Annotated in this window: 16 protein-coding genes; 9 read left to right on the top strand and 7 right to left on the bottom strand. The window is 61.9% G+C overall.

Annotated elements, in window-relative coordinates; genetic code table 11:
• The first annotated feature begins 305 nt into the window (after window positions 1–305).
• Genes AC1C2Q_RS18125 through AC1C2Q_RS18140 form a run of 4 tightly spaced genes read left to right on the top strand, consistent with a single transcriptional unit; the run spans window position 306 to window position 7,250 of the window.
• A complete protein-coding gene (locus AC1C2Q_RS18125; RefSeq protein WP_495451256.1) occupies window positions 306–1,829 on the top strand; it encodes a DUF3375 family protein in 1,524 nt (507 codons plus the stop codon).
• Window positions 1,826–2,632 carry a DUF4194 domain-containing protein gene (locus AC1C2Q_RS18130; RefSeq protein ID WP_495451257.1) on the top strand — a complete coding sequence of 269 codons (807 nt, stop codon included), beginning with the start codon at window positions 1,826–1,828 and terminating at the stop codon, window positions 2,630–2,632. The genes AC1C2Q_RS18125 and AC1C2Q_RS18130 overlap by 4 nt, the downstream gene beginning before the upstream one ends.
• Window positions 2,629–6,066 carry an ATP-binding protein gene (locus AC1C2Q_RS18135; protein WP_495451258.1) on the top strand — a complete coding sequence of 1,146 codons (3,438 nt, stop codon included), beginning with the start codon at window positions 2,629–2,631 and terminating at the stop codon, window positions 6,064–6,066. Before AC1C2Q_RS18130 ends, AC1C2Q_RS18135 begins: the two co-directional genes overlap by 4 nt.
• A complete protein-coding gene (locus tag AC1C2Q_RS18140; protein ID WP_495451259.1) occupies window positions 6,063–7,250 on the top strand; it encodes a Wadjet anti-phage system protein JetD domain-containing protein in 1,188 nt (395 codons plus the stop codon). The genes AC1C2Q_RS18135 and AC1C2Q_RS18140 overlap by 4 nt, the downstream gene beginning before the upstream one ends.
• 622 nt (window positions 7,251–7,872) lie before the next feature.
• Here AC1C2Q_RS18140 and AC1C2Q_RS18145 read toward each other — a convergent pair.
• Window positions 7,873–8,097 (bottom strand): hypothetical protein, encoded by a 225-nt coding sequence (locus tag AC1C2Q_RS18145; protein ID WP_495451260.1) that lies wholly within the window; start codon window positions 8,095–8,097, stop codon window positions 7,873–7,875.
• Window positions 8,098–8,939: 842 nt separating this feature from the next.
• Here AC1C2Q_RS18145 and AC1C2Q_RS18150 point away from each other — a divergent pair.
• The 3 genes from AC1C2Q_RS18150 to AC1C2Q_RS18160 all read left to right on the top strand — a co-directional run bounded on the left by AC1C2Q_RS18150 (window position 8,940) and on the right by AC1C2Q_RS18160 (window position 11,555).
• On the top strand, window positions 8,940–9,506 hold the full coding sequence (locus AC1C2Q_RS18150) for an RNA polymerase sigma factor (RefSeq protein WP_495451261.1): 567 nt from the start codon (window positions 8,940–8,942) through the stop codon (window positions 9,504–9,506).
• Entirely contained in the window at window positions 9,506–10,381 is an 876-nt protein-coding gene (locus AC1C2Q_RS18155) for a hypothetical protein (RefSeq protein ID WP_495451262.1), read from the top strand. Before AC1C2Q_RS18150 ends, AC1C2Q_RS18155 begins: the two co-directional genes overlap by 1 nt.
• A 466-nt stretch (window positions 10,382–10,847) precedes the next feature.
• Complete coding sequence (locus tag AC1C2Q_RS18160) at window positions 10,848–11,555, top strand: hypothetical protein (protein ID WP_495451263.1); 708 nt, start codon at window positions 10,848–10,850, stop codon at window positions 11,553–11,555.
• 126 nt (window positions 11,556–11,681) lie between these two features.
• On the opposite strand, the gene AC1C2Q_RS18165 is transcribed toward AC1C2Q_RS18160, so the two are convergent.
• Entirely contained in the window at window positions 11,682–11,951 is a 270-nt protein-coding gene (locus AC1C2Q_RS18165) for a ribbon-helix-helix protein, CopG family (RefSeq protein ID WP_495451265.1), read from the bottom strand.
• A gap of 562 nt (window positions 11,952–12,513) precedes the next feature.
• Between AC1C2Q_RS18165 and AC1C2Q_RS18170 the strand changes: the two genes are divergently transcribed.
• Entirely contained in the window at window positions 12,514–12,966 is a 453-nt protein-coding gene (locus AC1C2Q_RS18170) for a hypothetical protein (RefSeq protein ID WP_495451266.1), read from the top strand.
• A 171-nt stretch (window positions 12,967–13,137) separates the two neighbouring features.
• On the opposite strand, the gene AC1C2Q_RS18175 is transcribed toward AC1C2Q_RS18170, so the two are convergent.
• Window positions 13,138–13,653 (bottom strand): RNA polymerase sigma factor, encoded by a 516-nt coding sequence (locus AC1C2Q_RS18175; RefSeq protein ID WP_495451267.1) that lies wholly within the window; start codon window positions 13,651–13,653, stop codon window positions 13,138–13,140.
• Window positions 13,650–14,297, bottom strand: a complete 648-nt coding sequence (locus AC1C2Q_RS18180; protein ID WP_495451268.1) for a hypothetical protein — start codon at window positions 14,295–14,297, stop codon at window positions 13,650–13,652. Before AC1C2Q_RS18180 ends, AC1C2Q_RS18175 begins: the two co-directional genes overlap by 4 nt.
• A gap of 265 nt (window positions 14,298–14,562) precedes the next feature.
• On the opposite strand from AC1C2Q_RS18180, the gene AC1C2Q_RS18185 reads away from it, so the two are divergent.
• On the top strand, window positions 14,563–15,063 hold the full coding sequence (locus AC1C2Q_RS18185; protein ID WP_495451269.1) for a hypothetical protein: 501 nt from the start codon (window positions 14,563–14,565) through the stop codon (window positions 15,061–15,063).
• A 595-nt stretch (window positions 15,064–15,658) separates the two neighbouring features.
• Here the strand turns inward: AC1C2Q_RS18185 and AC1C2Q_RS18190 are convergent.
• From AC1C2Q_RS18190 to AC1C2Q_RS18200, 3 genes are all read right to left on the bottom strand, one after another.
• Entirely contained in the window at window positions 15,659–16,381 is a 723-nt protein-coding gene (locus AC1C2Q_RS18190; RefSeq protein ID WP_495451270.1) for a hypothetical protein, read from the bottom strand.
• 226 nt (window positions 16,382–16,607) lie between these two features.
• Entirely contained in the window at window positions 16,608–16,961 is a 354-nt protein-coding gene (locus AC1C2Q_RS18195) for a GntR family transcriptional regulator (RefSeq protein WP_495451272.1), read from the bottom strand.
• Window positions 16,958–17,764: a hypothetical protein gene (locus tag AC1C2Q_RS18200; RefSeq protein ID WP_495451273.1), complete on the bottom strand. Its 807-nt coding sequence runs from the start codon at window positions 17,762–17,764 to the stop codon at window positions 16,958–16,960. Before AC1C2Q_RS18200 ends, AC1C2Q_RS18195 begins: the two co-directional genes overlap by 4 nt.
• Window positions 17,765–18,047 lie beyond the last annotated feature (283 nt).

Consider the following 18,047-nt stretch of genomic DNA (forward strand, 5'->3'; position numbering starts at 1 on the left):
AGGACAAGTCCTGACTGTCGGAGACGGGACGAGATGACACTGAGTGTCACACCGCAGGGTTACTACCAGCGCCTCCGAGCTCACTTTGTCGTGACACGTTCCTGGTCGGCGCGCCTGCTGGCCGGTGTCGATCAGGACAGCGGTTTTCTAGAGGTGGTAGTGGCATCGTGCCCGCGACCATGGATATCGCTTCAGCAAAGTCGGAGGCGGGCGATACAGTCGGCACAACAGGAGACGAGTTCGGCTGCGCGGCAACGCTTCGGCAAGTTAAGGCGGGGGTCTGTTTCCCCGCCGAACCTATGGGGGTGAACGTGGGGGATGGTCTGCACAGTGCAGTGGCGCGTATCAAGGCTGCATTGGACACTCCGACGCTGAAGCTGTTGGACCGTCGGTCCGCCGTCGTCGCCATGCCGATCTTCGATCAGGTCTTCAGCGAAGGCGCGAAGCCGATCGTGGTCGAACGATTTCATACTCGCGTCGAAGCGCTGCTCGATGATATGCGCGCCGTCGGCTACGAAACTCCAAGAGGCAACGGCAAATCGCTCTCGATGCAGTGGGTCCGTGACGGCTGGCTGTACCGCGACCCTGGCGAGGGACAGGAAACATATCAACTCACCGGTGATGCCAAGCAGGCCATGGACTACGTTGCCAGAGCGACCCGCACACAGCTCAACGTCTCTGCGTCACGGATTGAGACCATGCGGCGCGTGGTCTCTGAGGCGGCGCTGGCCGCGAATCCTGATGTGCGGGAGCGAAAGCGACGTCTAACCGAGGAGATCGCACGTCTCCAGGCTGAGTACGACAGGCTTGATCAGGGCGGAGAGCTTCCGGAAGCCTCGGAGGCAGAGTTGACTGAGCAGTTCGCGAATGTCTTGCGCGAACTGGACGGACTCCCATCGGACTTCCGTCGCGTCGAAGAAGCGATGCGCGAGATGCATCGCGGGATTACCAAGCGCTTCCGTGAGGAAGACCGACCCGTCGCTGAGGTGCTCGACGACTATCTTGAGCAGGCCTCAGGGTTGCTTGTCTCGACGCAAGAGGGACGCGCGTTTGCGGGAGCGCTGGAACTGCTCCGCAAGCCCGACTGGTTGAGCAGACTGCGGGACGACTTGAACACTGTGCTCGCGCATCCCTGGTCGGGAACCTTGCTGCGAGAGGAGCAGCGTCAGCTGCGGACCGCTGTCGAGGTCATTCGCCACGGCATCGACAACGTGCTGAACCAGCGCCGGCGCCTGACCTCGACGCTTCGAGAGCACATCGAGAACTACGACCACGTCAAGAACCGCGAACTGGACCAGGTCCTGCGCGGGATCGACCACGAGATACGGATATGGATGCGGTCCGCACGCGCACGCGATCACGTGGGTGTGGAGTTGATTCCGCCACCGTTGGGTATCACAGGCTTACGCCTACGGGTATTCGACCCGGACAGTGCAAGGCCGCCCGAGCCCTTGCGCGATGTCTCCGCAGCGGCTCCCGAGGCGCTCTCGCTGGAGGATCTCCGCAAGCAGGGCGGCCCTTCGCTCGCTCATCTGCGCGAGCGTATCGAGGGGAAGCTCCAGGCAGGTGATCTGGATACGGCGGCCGAGCTGTTCAACGCGCTGCCAGTCGACCTGCGGCGGCCGGTGGAGATCCTCGGGCTGTTGCACCTATTCACCGGCATGGGTGCGACGTTCGAAGTCGGGCGCGAGCTCGTGACGGCGATTCGCCCAGACGGGAGCACGCGGCAGTTCCTGATGCCCACGGCAGCGATCGAGGGTTCAGTGCCTGTAGCGCCAGATCCGGTCGGCGCGCTTGGCGACTCCACACAGGAAGGCGATGCGCGATGACGCAGACCCCGTTCGACGAGACCGAAGCTGAGACCGTGGCTGAGCCCGCTGACGAGTTCGATGTCGACGAGCTGTTCGGGGAATCGAACTCGTCCGGCAGCGAAGACCTAGAGGCTGACGTTCAGAGCGTGGCGATGTTCGAAGGCGACACCGGCGAGTTGTACCCCGAACAGCGGCGCTGCCTGCACGCGCTGCTGAAGCTCCGCTACATCTCTGCCGAGCGCCATCCGGAGCACTGGGCCGTGCTGATGAGAAACCCACCGCTCATCAAGAGCCGGCTCAACGACCTGTTCCTTGACCTAGAAGTGAACAGGGGCTACAAGGTCGCCTTCAAACGTCAGGCCAGCGCCGACACAGGGGATCCGTTGCCGTCACTGCTTCGTGATCTCAGTCACACGAAGGAGGAGACCATCGTGATGATGTACCTCCGACGTCGGTTCTTCACTCAGCAACAAGAAGGTGAGGACTATGTGTTCGTCGACCGAGTCGCCATGCTCGAAGAAGTCGCCGACATGCGACCGGAGCACAGCACTCATCGGGCTATGGACCGAAAGCGCGCCGATAAGGCGATCGAGTCGCTCACCGCGGCCGGCGTGCTCTTGAAGACGGGCGACGCCGACCGATTCCGCATCTCGCCCATCATCGATGTGTTGTTGCCTATCGGGCGTCAGCGCGCGTTGTGGACATGGATGATGATGCAGAACGGCACTGTGCAGTCGGCAAGCGAGAGCGACGTTGTCGAGGATTTCGATGACGACTTCGACCAGGAGCTGTCTCTCGAGGACGAGGAAGAGCGACCATGACTCTCGAGCAGGTTATGCCGGACGAGGCCCTAGTGCCGATGCCGGCTTTGGATCAGGCTCAGTGGCGGATCGAGTCCGTGCAGATGGTCAACTGGGGCGGCTTTGAAGGCTGCCACGAAGTGACATTCGCCAGCGGTTCGACGTTGCTCTCCGGCGCATCGGGCACCGGCAAATCTACCCTGCTGGATGCCTACATTGCTCTAATGATGCCGTCGGACACTCCTTTCAACGGTGCGTCCAACGACGCCGGAGGGCGCGCGCGCTCGTCCGAGCAGCGCAACCTGCTGACGTACCTGCGCGGAAAGATGGACGACGGCCGCGCAGACGGATCGAAGGCGCTGCGCGATCAGGTCCTGCGCGGAGTGAATGGTGAGCCGGTCTGGGGTGCGCTGGGCGCGACCTTTGTCGGTAGCGACGACCGTCGCTACACGGTCCTGCGCGCATTCTTCGCCAAAGGCGGCGCGATTCTCGGGGGTGACGTCACGACGACTTTTGCGACGTTCGATGGCTATCTTGACTTGGCCAGGCTGGAGCCGGTGGCGGCACAGCGGTTCGAGAAGCGTGCACTGAAGACCGCGATCGCGGGGCTCGTGACCTTCAACACCTTCTGGGAGTTTGAAGAGATGGTCCACACCCGCATCGGTATCGGCGGAGGCGACGGCGGCCGCAAAGCGATGAGGCTGCTCGCCCGCGTCCAAGCGGGGATGCAGGTCAAGCGGGTCGACGACCTGTACAAGAACATGGTTCTCGAACGACCCATCACCTACGACGTTGCCGACGCCGCGCTCGAGCACTTCGCGGACCTTGAGGCGTCCTACAAGAAGATGCTCGACGAAGCGGGCAAAGTGAGAGCGCTGCAGCGCCTTCCTCAACTGCAGCATGACCTCGCAGAAGCAGAAGCCCGGGAGATGCAGATCCGTCAGTTCGGTGCAGACGACGAGGGACCAACACCATTCAAGCTGTGGCGATCCTGCACCGAGCGTGCGCTCCTTGATGTCGCTGTCGACGAGAACCGTCGCGATCATGCGGCGACGGGCGCTGCGGTTGCAAAGGCCAAGAATGAAGAGGTCGACTTCGAAGCTCGACTCGTTCAGATTAGTGAGGATAAGCGCGCTAACGGCGGCGATGCGATCGATGAGCGCAACCGGGAGATCGCGCGGCTTCGCGCGAACCGAGACGACGTGTACGCCCGGAATGTGAAGTTCCAGACCCGCACCGAAGCCATCGGCCTAGTCGTTCCCGAAACCGCCGAACAGTTCGCACAGGCGCAGGCGGAAGCCGCGGGGTTTCTCGGCCGATATGAGTCTCGCAAGGATCAGTTGCAGCGGGAGCAAGACGACCTCCGCGACCAGCTCGGGCCACTCGCATCCAGGCAGCGCGATCTGCTGACGGAGAAACGTTCGCTAGAGGCGCGCAGGCACGGCATGGTTCCGGAACGGCTTCATCGAGCACGGGTCACAATGGCGGAGGCTGCTGGTTTGGATCCGATGGAGGATCTGCCTTTCGTCGCGGAGCTCATTGACGTGCAGCCAGGCGAGGAACATTGGCGCACAGCCATCGAGAACACCCTCGGCGGCATCGCTCGTACTCTGCTTGTCGACCGTCGGATCCGTGGGAAGCTTGCCGATGCCATCGACGGAGTGCGCATCAGTCCTCGGCTGCGTTTCCAGGCAGTGACGCTCGAAGCCCACGAGGACTGGCGGGGGGATTCCGACTACGTCTCGGGGAAGCTCCGCTTCAAAGACTCGCCGTTCTCGCGATGGGTTCAGGACCGCGTTTCAGAGCGCGGTGTCGACCATCTGTGTGTTCCGAATTCGGGGGCACTCGAAGGATCGGGTCCTCGCGTCACGCCGTCAGGGCAGACCCGCGACGGTGATCGCGGTGCCCACGGTGAATCCGGTGACGGCAACATCATCGGATTTTCCAGCGGTCGAAGGCTCGCCGATATCGAGGTCTTGCTCGAACAGCTTCAGCCGCAGATCGACCATCTGCAGGACCAGAACAAGCAACTGACGGTGCGACTGGGTGACCTCCAACAACAGCGGGACTCTCACCTTTACGTCCAGGACGCTGTGTGGGCCTTGATTGATCACCTCGGTCTTGACAGAGCGATCGAGGCCCTCGCGGAGGACGTCGTGCGTCTGCGTCGTGCCAGCTCTGTGCTGGACGAGCTTCAGGCCGAGGAAGAGCGAATCAAGCCGCTAAAGGAGCAGGCCACGCGAGCAAAGGTGCTGGCCGAGGACAGGCTCAAGAAGCTGGCCGAAGAGCACAGCAGACTCGCCACAGAGCAGGACGTCACGCAGGACGCGATTGACCGGATCGAGGATGCCCAAACAGCCACGGTCAGCGACGCGCAGCAGCAATTCCTCGACGCCCTGTTCACGGGCAGCTGGGACTCGACGGACCTGCGCGGCTTCACCGCCAATATGCGAGCGCTTCGCGGCAGGCTTCGAGAAGAGGTCATCGCCGCTCAGCGCGGCGCGAGGACCGCGACCGGCGCGATGGAGAACATGTTCGAGTCCTTCCAGCGACAGTGGACTGAACTGAATCTGGGGACGACGGTCGCCTCGGCGGACGGCTATCGCGAGATCTTCGACCGGATCCAGGGCGAGGGTCTGCACGAGCGTCGAGAGAAGTGGCGGCGCGAGTTCGCGGCGTGGTCCAGCGATGACCTCCTGCGCCTGAATGACGCGTTCGACACGGCACTGGATGACATCGTGAGCCGGCTCGATCCGATCAACCGGATCCTGGAGACGTTGCCGTTCGGCGGGAAAGGCGTTCTCCAGATCAACCCGCGCAAACTCCACAGCGATGACCTCACGAAGTTTCGTCGTGGCCTGCGGGAGCTCTCTGCCGGTCTTGCCGTGGAGCTCACCGAGCAGCAGGTGGAGATCCGCTTCACGAAACTTCGCGCATTCATGTCGGCGTTGCGCGTCCCGGAGGGTCACACGAAGTCCTCGACGTCGCACCGAGATCGCTTCCTCGACGTCAGACAGCATGTGATGATCACCGCGACCTGCGTCGACGAGAACCGTCGCGAGATTGCCACCTACGACTCCCTCGGTGGGAAGTCTGGCGGCGAGACCCAGGAACTGGTCGCGTTCATTGTCGGTTCAGCACTTCGGTACCAGCTCGGCGACGAGACGCGTTCCAAGCCACGGTTCGCGCCGGTGTTCCTTGACGAGGGGTTCGTGAAGTCCGACAGTGAGTTCGCCGGTCGAAGCGTCAAGGCCTGGCAGGACCTCGGGTTCCAGCTGATCATCGGTGCGCCGCTTGACAAAGCCACGGCGCTGGAGCCGCACATGGATCTGATGCTGTCTGCGACCAAGAGCGCAGAGGGCTACTCGTATGTTCGCGAAGTGCTCGATGCGAACGGCGCAGGCTTGCGCAACACGGACGTACAGGGCGCCCCCATTGAGGAGACCGTCGCATGAAGGCACCGGAGCAGATCACGGCCGATGTCGAGAGGCGCCTGGCAGGGCGCTGGCACGCCCACCTGACGGGGCAGGAGCAGTCGTTCCCGCACGGGTTCCCCCTCGGCAAGCCGTCCGCTGCATCGCTGCAGGCCGACTATTCGAAGACGTTCGAGCTGACCCGGCGGTGGCAGGAATGGGCTCGCGAGCACGATGTGGTCCTCGACTACGAGAACCGCAGAGCCGTCGGCGGAGTCACCCAGGTTGTGCCGGTCAGAGCGCGCGTCGGGTCGCTGGATCAGGCTGCGCGCGTCGTCGGCTCCGGATGGCCGAGCAGGCTCGCGCGTGCGCGCGCCTGTCTCGATGTCTTGCGTGCAGGATATCCGGCTATCGCAAAGGCTCCCGATCTTGCGAGGGCGCTCAGGCTGGTCGAGGGATACAGTGACGTGGATTTCCAGCTGCTACAGGTAGTTGCAGATTGGTATTCCGAAGATCCATCACGGGCCGTTCTGGGCGTCACGCCCCGGCAGGTCCCAATACCCGGCGTGCACGCGAAGTGGCTTCAATCGCACCAGGCCGGAGTGAAGGCGCTGACGGGGTTGGATGAACTCGGGCTTTTGCCGGCGCACCCGGCGCGCATCCACTTCACGTACCTCGACCCGGAGCATCGCGCAGCGGGAGGCCGTGTCCATGACTCGGCGACCGTCGGGGACTCATTCATGCCGGAGTACGTTCCTGAGATGGTGATCGTCTCCGAAAACAAAGACACCGCCATACACTTCCCCCTACTTGCCCGAGCGATCTCCGTCGAGGGCGTGGGCCGAGGAGGCAAGACACCCGCGGCCTTCCCGTGGATCAGAAACGCGCCGGTGCTCATCTACTGGGGGGATATGGATCGGGACGGATACGAGATACTCGCCGGCTACAGAGCAGATTTCGACCGAGACATCGACACAGTCCTCATGGACGAGGCGGCGTACCTCGAATATGAGCGGTACGGCACGGATCATGACCAGCACGGGAAGCCGCTGCAGCCGGGGGAGGTCCGCGTGACCGGATCACTCCGTGTCGGCGAGCGCGCCGTTTATGAGAAACTGCTCGCAGCCAGGCATACCGGACATCGCCGAATCGAACAGGAGCGGATCCCGCTTGAAGTCGCCCGCGACGCCGTCATCGCAATCCCCGGCAGCACAACAACGCGATGAAGCGTGGCACTTTCCTGCGCGCTTAGGTGGTGCTTGCCACTGTCACCTGTGCCTATGCAGAGATCTAGTCTCCTTTCGTCGCAACTGCATGCCTCTTGGCCATGCGTGACGGTGGCGCGGTCCGCGACCGCGTCACCGCTTCGCTGAGGTAGTCAGTCACCGAGCAGGATCCGACGCGCTCGCACTCGAAGCAGAGTTCGGTTCCCCCGCGACGTACGCCAAGGGATTCACGCAGCAGCGGCACCTCACGCTTGGTGAGAAGGTGCAAATCGCGGCTGGGATCGTGCTCGTGGTGATGATAGCTTGGACTCTCTCACCGCTTCCTGTACGGGATGAAATGGGTCCGCCCTTGGCTCCCGTTCTCCTGTCGGCGGTCCTAGCGGTGGCGGTCGTAATCGCTGCTCGCTATTACGATCTTCGCGTTCCGAAGGGTGAACGTTTAACGGACTGAGGAGTCTCGTCGCCGCAAGTAGCCTGCACGAACATCGGCCTGCGCAACAGCAATCCGTCAGGTGCTGGTCTGTGCGGTGCGCGCGTCCGATCGCTAGTCCGTGTTATGGCGAGGTGTGAATATGTCTCGGAACCTCGGTGCCTCGAAACCTATAAGTGTCTGAGGCACTGTCTACTCGCTGTCGAGGAAGACGCCGACGCGATCACCGTCAAGCGCGAACTGCAACGCTCTACCCGCTGGAAAGCGCGCACTCAGTTCGTCCGGCACCTCGTCGCCAAAGGGCACTTCGACGACAGCAGGGAATGCGCCGACGCTGCAACCCGAGTACTGCGCGCCGCTGAAGGTCCATGAGGATGGATCGAAGCCTTCTTCGGCCGGAACTTGGTCCGTCTTCACGATGGTAAGACACATTGAGTCGGGCGCTGAGTCCAAGTAACTTTCGACTGTGAAGAGCGTGAATCCATAGAAGTTGAACACCGATGTAGTTTCGTCTGCGCCGAACCAACCAGCCGGAACCGCGACTGCGGTGCTTGGTTCCAGGGTGGCGACCTGGGGAGCGCCCGAGGACGCGGAGACCGGAGAAATCGCAGTCAGCGCGTAGGCGGCACTCGCCGCCAACGCGCTCGAAGCGACGACAGACGCGATCCATAACTTCCTTGTTCGAGGTCGAATGCGCGCAGTCGGCACTTCCGCAGACGGTCGGGTAGCTGCGGGGGCGTGTGGCTCCGGATCTCCGTCGATGCTTGGAAGGTCAGTCGCTTCGTCCCTCGCCCCCGGAGGTATCGACTCAACGGACGTGGCTTCCGTCACTGATCTCAGTGTGTCGTCGTTGGGAGACTCGAACTCTCTCCTCGCGTGGCGAGTTTCCAACTCCTGAAGGCGTTGAAGCGCCGCATGGTCTTCCGCAATATCTGCGTTTGGACCGTATGCGCGAGCTTGGAGCTTACGAAGTTCTTCATCAGCTGTGGTATCCATCTCCGGGATCGTCTCACGATGTTGAACTGCTACATTCCGACGCCCACGGGTGTCTCCCAAATCATCGTCGCAAAAGTCATGGAATGCGAGCTGCATTTCGGGTGTGACGCCGAGAGGGAACCACCGTAGAGCGGAGCAAAGCACATTGCGGCAGGCGCGGAGGCTTCCGCAAGGTGTGTGTCGGATCGCCATCTCTGCTGGCTGGCCTGCAATACATCGCGGGGAGGTTGTGACTATTCGGGCGGCTGCGGACATTATGAAGTGTGGCGGATGATTCGGATGAGATGGTGTGGGTGCTCGTGCTGGCGGGCGATATGCGTCGTTACGGCGTGATTTGGGACCGGCACCGTGACCGTGTCTTCCGTCATCTGATTGCGAGCGGCAATACCGCGAGTGACTCCGAGGACCTGACTGCGGCCACGTTTCTGGAGTTGTGGCGACGCCGGGGATCGGTGAGGTTCGTTGACGGGTCACTGCTGCCATGGTTGATCGTCACGGCGCAGAACGTGTCGCGGAACGCGGCCCGCGCGAGACGTCGTTATGACCGGTTCCTTGCGGCGTTGCCTGCCCCGCCCGTCGTGCCCGATCCTGCAGATCGGATCGCGGATCGCGCAGACGAAAAACTGGTCGCGCTGCGGGAAGCGATCGCGGCTGCACGCCCGGCGGACGCGAAGCTTCTCGCGATGACGGCCCTGGAGGGTTTTACAATCCGTGAGGCTGCGACCGTGTTGGGGCTGTCCGAGTCAGCTGCCAAGATGCGACTCTCTCGAATCCGCACACGACTGCGATCCGCGGTCGCTCCGCATCTGCTCACTGAAGGAGGGTCATGATGACAGGTTTCACCCCGGAACGCTCAGACATCATCAGAGCGAACCTCATCAACCACGTCGCCGAGAACCCGCCCTCCCGCCGGAAGCGGAGGCTGTGGGCTGCGGGCTTTGTTCTGGTTGGCGCACTGGCAGGTGCCGGAGTATCTGCGGGAGCGTTCGCCGCCACCGGGATATTCACCGTGGCGCCGGCGCAACCGTCAGGGGAGCCCACACCCCGCTACTCGGATGCTGTCACGGCGCCCGCAGGCGTGATACCGGGCGCGCCCATCATCTCTCTGCTCGGCGAACCGATCAGCCGAAACGTCGAGACTGCGACGCAGATCTCGCTGCAAGACCGACCGGACGCGGCGACTCACGCCCGCGTCACGATCACCGCGTCGACCGCGGGATCCCTCAACTGGGGCACCGATCCGGGCGGGAACAATCCTTCCGCTTCGTGGAGCGTCGAGGACCTTTCCGCGGGCCCGAACTCCGGCACCTGGTACGACTTCCCCCTAGATAGCTCCATCGACACCCTGTACTTGACGCCCTCCGCGTTCACCGGGATCGTGACTGTTCAATACGTCACCCACGTACCCACCAGCCTCGGCATCAACGCGAACGGGCAGACATACGGCATCATGGGCTCAACCCAAGGCGACCCAGACCTGGTCAGCGTGGTCGGTATCGCCCCAGACGGCGCAGCCGTCGAGGGATATGCGTTCGCAAGCGAACTGTACGCGACCAGTCCTGACCATGAGGGACTGCCGACGAATCCAGATGATGCACTGCGCTGGCAGGAAGAAGCCGCCGAGAAGTACCCGAACGGCTGGACGATTCCCGTCTACACTTTCGACGGTGAAACCGAGATCGGGGTCGTCCGTATCGCTGGGTAGCGATCAGTGCTGTTCCCCGAGAGCTCCGGCCGATGTGTCTCGAAACCCGGGTGTATCGACACTCATGGGATGAGACAGATCGGCTATGAATCGCGTCCGAGCCAGGCGTTCGGTGAGAGCGCGGATCCTTCAGCAGCCCAAGTTCGTGGTCAGAATGCGCTTGCAAACCAGCGTTTAGCAGCGATGTCAGTAGCCCCTCGTAGTGTGCTGCTATGAATCACCGTGATGACCACGAGCCGTCCTTCGTCGAGATCCAGGAAGCAATCCTTCAGAAGGAGGAAGATCTAAAGACATGGTGCCCATCGAGCGGAGAAAATATCGGCCGAATGATCGAGATCCGCGGATCCGATGACTGGAACATCTCGTGCCCGACGTGCGGCAGGAGATGGGCAGGTGGGAGCACCGTCCTCGATGATCATGACCGCCCATGGGGTCGAACTCACGACGCCGGCTGGAGTGAGCGCGCATGACGTCAGCTGATGACGAGATCCGCATACACAAGGAAGGCTGGCGACTGCTGGGTCGCGACGTCCAGGCAGAGCTGGTCGCCCGCGGCTGGGCGGTCGCGGACCTGAACGTCGCCGACGATGCGCCACTGGAGTTCTACTGGCCGCCGACCGCGCCGCTCGGGTACGGCGGACTGCCGGAGCGGGGCAACCCCGCTATACAAAAGCCCCCGGAAACGTACGGCGCTCGGCACACGCCCTGGATCAGGCCGACGCGGATCACCCGCGTCGGATCTTCCTGGCGCATCGACTTCGGCGAGGCGATAGCGCAAGCACCCGACGCCCCGGTTGAACACACTGACGACAAGTCGCTCCTCGACGACCTTCCGCGCGTCGAGTGGTGGCCTATGTCCGTCGAGGAGGCCCGCAGGATTGAGCACGAACGCGTGCTCCACAGGACCTATGCCGATGCCTATGATCAGCACAGCCTCGGTTATTTCATCAGGACTGATCCATACGAGGGCCGGCTGCAGGAAGTGTATGACCGGATCCGGTCGAAGACGCCGATCATGATGGGAGACCCGGAGGCGTGGAAGTGGGCCGGCGACCTTCGGGCTCGGGCGCGCATAGTCGACGGAGAGATGTGGGCCTCCGCCGTCCGCACTGCCCGAGCGGGCGGCGAGCACTGGGACACCAGCGGCCCGAAGAACGCCCCAGACGAGCAATGATGTCTCCGCCAAAGTGCGTGTCGCGCTCGATTCGCCGATCAAGAAGATTGACTCGCGGGTACCCAGAACCAGAGATCGGCACAGCAATCCGTCGCATTGAGGGGTAGCAAGTCTAGAACGACTGTTCTATCCCCTCGACGCATGAGCATGAGCATGATCCTTGAGTGCCTGGGGCACACGCGCACGCACGACCGGCGACGGGCCGCGCTTCGCGCCAACTATCGGTAACCCCACCGCCGACTGCACCGCCTCCTGCGGAGTCTCTGCGCCGGTCGCCGCCATGAGAGCGCTTCGCGCTTCGGCAGCGGCCTCGTCACCGCGTCGGATGGTGCTGGGCTTCACGGTCAGCTCGCCGCGCTCAGCGCGAGCTGCCAGCTCGTACTTGTCGGTAGCCATTGTGCTTCTCCTTCGTACAGCAAGTAGCGGAACATATCGGTCAAGGGCATGACATGGAAGATCTAGATCCTGCGCCGCAGGTGGTGCGCGGCGATCCCTTCGAGGTAACGGCCAGCCTGCCCGTGCGGGTGGCCGACGTATGCGATGACATGCTCCCGGCTCACCGTCGACCTCGGAGAACGTCAGCACAGGTGGGACAGGCAGCCGCGTCAACTATTGAGTCACCGAGGTGAATCTCGATGGCAACTGCGCACGCCCTCAGCGTACTTCCAATGCCACTATCCGTTGTATCAACCTGGTCCCAGCTTCACCATTCGTCGTCCTCAAGAAGTGACAGAACTTCGGCATGTCAGTGCGGCATGGTAGATGTGTAATTGCGGGTGGCGGTACTCACTCGCGCTTCGGTTGTATCGCGGCTCGACAGAACAGGGAGATGCAAATGGGGAAGGCTAGCCGGCGGAAGAGAGAAACTCGTCAGGGTTCTGAATCGAGTGGTCTCGCTGATCAGAAGCGGCATGACCGACTTGTCCGTATCATCGACTCTCCTACGGTATCGAAGGAAGTGAAGCTCCGTGAGCTGTCGCTGAACGGTGCTTATTCGTACCGCGAATTGTCGCGCTTGCACGAAGTTCTTCTGTCTCGAGGATGGGAACTCCTGGATGCCTCATGGAGTGGGATCGAGTGGGACTTTCCTCGCGTCGACATCGCTGATTGGGAGCAGGTTCAGGACGAGGGAGGAAACACAGTCATGTCGATCGACGTCGACGTGACATATGAGGATGCTGCTTTCGAGGTAACCGTGCCGTATAGGGGCTCGGATAGTGAGACCGCGCCCGACAGCGCCTACCTTATGGACGTGGATGCGCTGATATCCGGGCTGGATCAGATCGAAGCGCACACAATTGACGAGGATCGGGTCGCGCTATTCGACGCTATCGGGGCGAGCACAGCGCCTCCGGCTCGTGGAGTCCAGATCATCGAAGTTTCTCGCAGTTTACTGATGCCCCCGTGGTAGTCGCGCTCGCACTCCCCGCCCCGGAAACACTGACCAGGCGCAGTTGCTGACAACTCTCGTGAGACAGACCCCCTCATCGTGAAGATCAGGTCGCTACGCTGACCGCGCGGTCTCGTCTCGCCGCTCGCAGCACTATGCAACGACGTAGTGGCGTGTCACTTGTCCCATGGATTATGAGACTCCGTCACGCTCAAGCGACAGTGCTTCTTTGAGATCCGCTCGCGCCCTTTGGTATCGGGTACGTGCTGTCGATGCAGGAACACCGAGGATTGCGCCGGCATCGGCGACACTGAACCCCTCCCAATGGACCAACCGCACGAGTTCGGCCTGCTCCCCAGAAAGTCGAGCAATCGCGTCTCTCACTTCGAGACCGCGATCTGCTGGGTGTCCATGAACGCGCGCCGACGAGAGCGCTCCTCGGAGGCGCTCTGCGAGCCGCCCGCGTCGATGAACGCTCCGTGTGGCGTTTGCGACAACGTTTCGGGCAATCCCGAATAGCCACATTCGTGCTTGCTCACTCTCGCGCGGCATCGAATCAACGCGACGCCATGCCGTCAGCATCACTTCGGCAAGGGCGTCAGCGGCATCCTCTCTGCCGATACGGCGTTCGGCGTACCTCAGGACGTCAGCGGAGTCCCGGGCGAGGACAACTGTCAACGCTGCAGCGTCGACCTCTTTGCGTGTCACCAGTCCGCGCCCGGACAATTCGCTTCGCCTTGGAATGACAGGTCCGTGTCGATTCCGTCGATACCCGCTCGCTTGAGGTCATCGTCAAGCGCTGTCGTGACCACATCCCAAACCGCCGTCCAGTACTCCTTATCGGCGTTGTAGTGCTCGGTTCCCAAACCGCCAGGTTCGGTCGATCCGTCCGGGTTCCTGTAGATAATCTCGCCGGTGCGGCGCTGAATGATGGTCGCATTGATCGCATCATCCGTGAGAAGTGCTTCGAGATCGGTGCTGCGGTAAAAGTTCTCCACGGCAGCAATCTCGTCAGGTGCAAGCCCCGTCACGTTGCCGATGCGCTGCTCACACACGGCACCACTCGGGAGAGTGAAATCAAACGAAGCCACAGGATCATCAGCCCACGGCATGGTCCAGATCCCGGTTGCAGCAGCTGCGGCCGTTGCACCACCCAGAACGAGGACGGACGCCAGTGCCGCGACCGCTGGCCGTCGCCACCGGCGCACGCGCGTTGACATACCTACTTCTGCTTGCGTCACTCCACGAAGGCGTGTGATCTCGTTCGCAACGCTCGCAGTGATCGGTGCGGTCTCCGGAACCGACTCCCCAAGAAGTCGATCCAGTTGGTCGTCGTCGGGTGTCAAACTCATGATGATCTCCTAGAAATAGGGTTACACCATGGACATGTCCGGCCGCGCCCAAAACGTCTGCCGACGCGTCAGACAGCCGAAATGACTGTCTCAAAACCCTAGGGATGCGACACCATCGCGGCACAGCCCGGCGTAGCACCACATCGCTGAGGGCACCCGCCCTCTCATCGGTCCCGCGCTGGCGAGTGACTAGCGGATCAAGCAGCGGCGTAGCCGCGGTGCCCGCGTGATTGTGGAATGGTGGAATAAGGGAGGGACTTTCCCCATGGTCACAAAGAGCAACACGGCCAAACGCGCTAGGGACACCACCATCTGGGGACCGTTCTTCCGGCGATGGCCAGCGGCCGCAGGATTCGCGGGCATGGTCGCTCTGGTCCCGGCGAGCATTGTCAGTCTCACCGTTCCGGGCCGGTTCGAGCTCCTGAGCATCGCGGGAACGTTGGGTTTATCGTTCTTCGGCGCAGGATCGTTCGGAGGCACCGCAATTGCAATCCAGCACACCTTCCGCCAACAGCGAGTAGTTGCGCCGCTCTTCGCCGCTGGAATCGTGCTACTCGTCGGCGGCATCCTGTGGGTCTCGATTGGCCTGCTCGATCCCAGGGCATACGCTCTTTACACCCTTGCGGTGATCGCACCATTCGTCCTTGTGCTCGTCTTCATTGTGACGTTGATAGCAGTTCTGATACCGACCCGATACCGCAAATGGGTAAGCATCACAGCCGCGGCCGTCAGTGCTGCGATCACGATATTGAGCCTTCTTACGTAGCCGAAGGTGCACCGAGTGGGTGTCTTGCAACCGCGATGTCTCTCGTAGCCCATGGGATACGAGATAGATCGGCTGTGAAACAGGTCCGTGAGAGGCCTTCGGTGAGAGCGCGGATCCTTCAGCGACCCCAGTTCCTGCTTTGACTATGCCTCCCGACTGGTCGTGAACGAGCCCCTGCCCGCAGCCCCGCGTCGAGAAATAATCCTTTGTATCAAACAGCGGGTAGCGCGCTCCTTAACTGAAGAGAGCTCTACGAACGGGAAGAAAATCTTCGCATACGAACCCGCAAATGATCCGATGTCACCCGACCTCACAAACCGGATGGTCCGCATTATAGATGCTGCGATCGCCGCTGCTTGTGGTGCTCAGGATATGGTCAACCCTCGACGCGAGACGTTACTCGTAGCGAGGGCCCGGTCAGTGACCCGGCTCGCTCCAGGACGAACTGCTGCGACTGATGTTCTGGGGCCGCTGCTCTTGGTGGAGACACAGAAGGATCCGCTATGAGAAACGCACTGGTGTCTCATAACCTCGCTCTCTCATGTCCCATCGGATAGGCGACACCAAGGTTTGGGATCGTCGGGTCGGCGCCGCTCTACGCCAGTCGCTCAGGATCACAGGCGTGGGTGGTCGGGCGAGTCGAGAACTCGAGACGCACACGGAAGAGTTCGTCTCGCGTGACGACAGCGGTGAGGAAAGTGGAGTCGTCGACGAGTGCTCCGATCGCGAAGACGTGCGGGTCGGTGTCGATCCGTGCCGCGGGGTGGTCTGCTCCGTCGATGCTGAGGAGCGCGTCGTGTTGGACGGCGGCCGTCGTGAGGTCAGGCGCGGGCGGGAGGCCGCCGAGCTTGCCTTCGAGTCCGCGCTCGCGTCGAAAGCTCGTCCTGAGCACGTCCGTCGCGTGTTCGACAAGCGCTTCGTCGAGAGAGGGCCGGTTGTCGATGTCGCGATACCAGCTTGTGTGCACCGCGTTATGCAGCATCGGGAATCGTTGTCGCTCAATCTGCTCGGTCAGCCATCGCGGATACGGCGTCGGCGGAACCAAGTCGAGCTGGCGCTGGACGTCTTCATCGAGTCGCGCAAAGTTCGCAGGGTCAGCCCGATCTCCCGGATTGCGAATGACGACATAACTGATCCCGACGTGGCCGTCGCGAACACCAGCGCCGTCCGATCCGCTTCCGTGGGAGCCGAGCCCAAACTCCTCGACAGTGGGCTGCGGAACGAACCCGAAGACACAGAACGGCATGCGCGCGACGCGGGCCCACCGCTCGTCCGCCGGATCCGCCGCATCCTCCGCCAAGCGCTCTCCAAACTCCATGTATCCCAGTCTCGTCCACCACTGCAAAAAGGTGAAGCAGAAAGCCAGCCCTCGGTTCCGACTGCCCCGGAGCCTCGGCAACAGTGAGTGTCTCGCAACCTCGGTGTCGCTTACCCCATGGGTTTCGAGACAGTCAGGTTACGAGACACTTCGACCAGCTGAAGAAACGGATCGATTGAGGAAGTCCGCAACGAGGGACGGAGAGCTCGAAATGGCTGGGTTTGGATCACGTACGTGCAGACCAGATTGCTTGTAGTGCGCTCTGCAAATCGTCTGCGGAGACGTGCGCGGATTGTGCCATCTCTACGAGTTCACGAATCTTGATGACCAAGGGTCCGGGCAGCGGGGATGCGCCCTCGGCAACTCGCGTTCCAGCACCTTTTCGTGTGTCGATGAGTCGGTCTTGTTCGAGTTGCTTGAATGCGCGCGCGGCAGTACCAGGCGACACACCGAAGTCCACAGCCGTTTGCCGAACCGTGGGAAGCCGCTCCCCGTTCCCAAGATAGCCGCTGGCAATGAGCCCCCGGAATCGTTCATAGATAGCCGACGACGACGCAGCGTCGTCCTCACGCGGAGTCATCGTGTCTGCGCTTCCTTGACTGCTACGTCACCCACGCCTGAAGTGGCAGATCTGAGCGGGACGAATCCGAGGACCAAAACAATCAGCATCACGAACGACGCAACTTGCATGACCCAACCGCTCCAGGTGAAGAACTCCGCGAACGACGAGTAACCAGGGCTCCACACAAAATCTCCGACTCCTGGGATGCCTACGCCGGCGGAGCCCGATCCTGATCCGCCGATCATCGTCAGTATCCCGCCCAGCGTCAGAGTGAGGGCAGACCCGGTGAGATACACCACTGCGTTGGAGACAGTGCGGCGCGAGACGGTTTCATTCTGCGCTGCAAGCGGGCTCGAGAATGGTGGGGTGGTGATCCTGGAAAGGGCCGCCAAGGTGGCCATGATGAGCAGCAGCAGGCCGATCAGGACAGGGACACCGAACATCCATCCGTAGAAGGTCGCAACGCCGGCGTCACCAAAATTGATGAGGACATATCTGCCGTACTCATCTGGCGACGACACAACCCCGCAGATTAACGTGACCACAAGGATGAGCGCACCTGCAGTTCCCGTCGCCATCAACGGAAGCCGATCCGTGAAGCTCGACCAAGTGCGTCGGATGCCAATCAGAGTTGGCTCGCCCGTGCGTCGTACGAGTCTGGGGATGGAGAGTCCTACGGCCAGAGCGCCCGCCGCGGTGATCACGAGCGGCAGGGCAAAGTTCCACCACAGAATCGTTGGGAACGCCACCCAAAGCGATTGCGCGACGACGTCCAGGGCCCAAGCTGCAATTACCGCTCCCGAAGTGACCCGAACTACCATCGGCACTCGTCGTCGGCCAGAGGCAGCGCCCCTCATCTGCCTATGACGAAGAATCATCGCCACACCCACTACCAGAACCGCAACAACCAGTTCCGCACCAGGCGCAAGCGGCAACAGAAACCAGCTATCCAGCAGCTTTTCAATCATCGCTCACCCTCCCGGTAGTTTGTACCTGGACGCTAGCACAATTTTGTACCCGCCCAAGGATACAATTACCCGAGTCGCCTCCAAACGCAGTTTCTGCCACGCCGAGGGCAGCAGTCGCATATCTCATGGGTTACAA

The organism is Microbacterium sp. Y356 (assembly GCF_059445355.1).

Coding starts and splice junctions, on each gene's coding strand:
- AC1C2Q_RS18130 (WP_495451257.1), top strand. CDS start 1,826: ATGACGCAGACCCCGTTCGACGAGACCGAAGCTGAGACCGTGGCTGAG.
- AC1C2Q_RS18135 (WP_495451258.1), top strand. CDS start 2,629: ATGACTCTCGAGCAGGTTATGCCGGACGAGGCCCTAGTGCCGATGCCG.
- AC1C2Q_RS18140 (WP_495451259.1), top strand. CDS start 6,063: ATGAAGGCACCGGAGCAGATCACGGCCGATGTCGAGAGGCGCCTGGCA.
- AC1C2Q_RS18155 (WP_495451262.1), top strand. CDS start 9,506: ATGACAGGTTTCACCCCGGAACGCTCAGACATCATCAGAGCGAACCTC.
- AC1C2Q_RS18160 (WP_495451263.1), top strand. CDS start 10,848: ATGACGTCAGCTGATGACGAGATCCGCATACACAAGGAAGGCTGGCGA.
- AC1C2Q_RS18165 (WP_495451265.1), bottom strand. CDS start 11,951: ATGGCTACCGACAAGTACGAGCTGGCAGCTCGCGCTGAGCGCGGCGAG.
- AC1C2Q_RS18180 (WP_495451268.1), bottom strand. CDS start 14,297: ATGAGTTTGACACCCGACGACGACCAACTGGATCGACTTCTTGGGGAG.
- AC1C2Q_RS18185 (WP_495451269.1), top strand. CDS start 14,563: ATGGTCACAAAGAGCAACACGGCCAAACGCGCTAGGGACACCACCATC.
- AC1C2Q_RS18190 (WP_495451270.1), bottom strand. CDS start 16,381: ATGGAGTTTGGAGAGCGCTTGGCGGAGGATGCGGCGGATCCGGCGGAC.
- AC1C2Q_RS18195 (WP_495451272.1), bottom strand. CDS start 16,961: ATGACTCCGCGTGAGGACGACGCTGCGTCGTCGTCGGCTATCTATGAA.
- AC1C2Q_RS18200 (WP_495451273.1), bottom strand. CDS start 17,764: ATGGTAGTTCGGGTCACTTCGGGAGCGGTAATTGCAGCTTGGGCCCTG.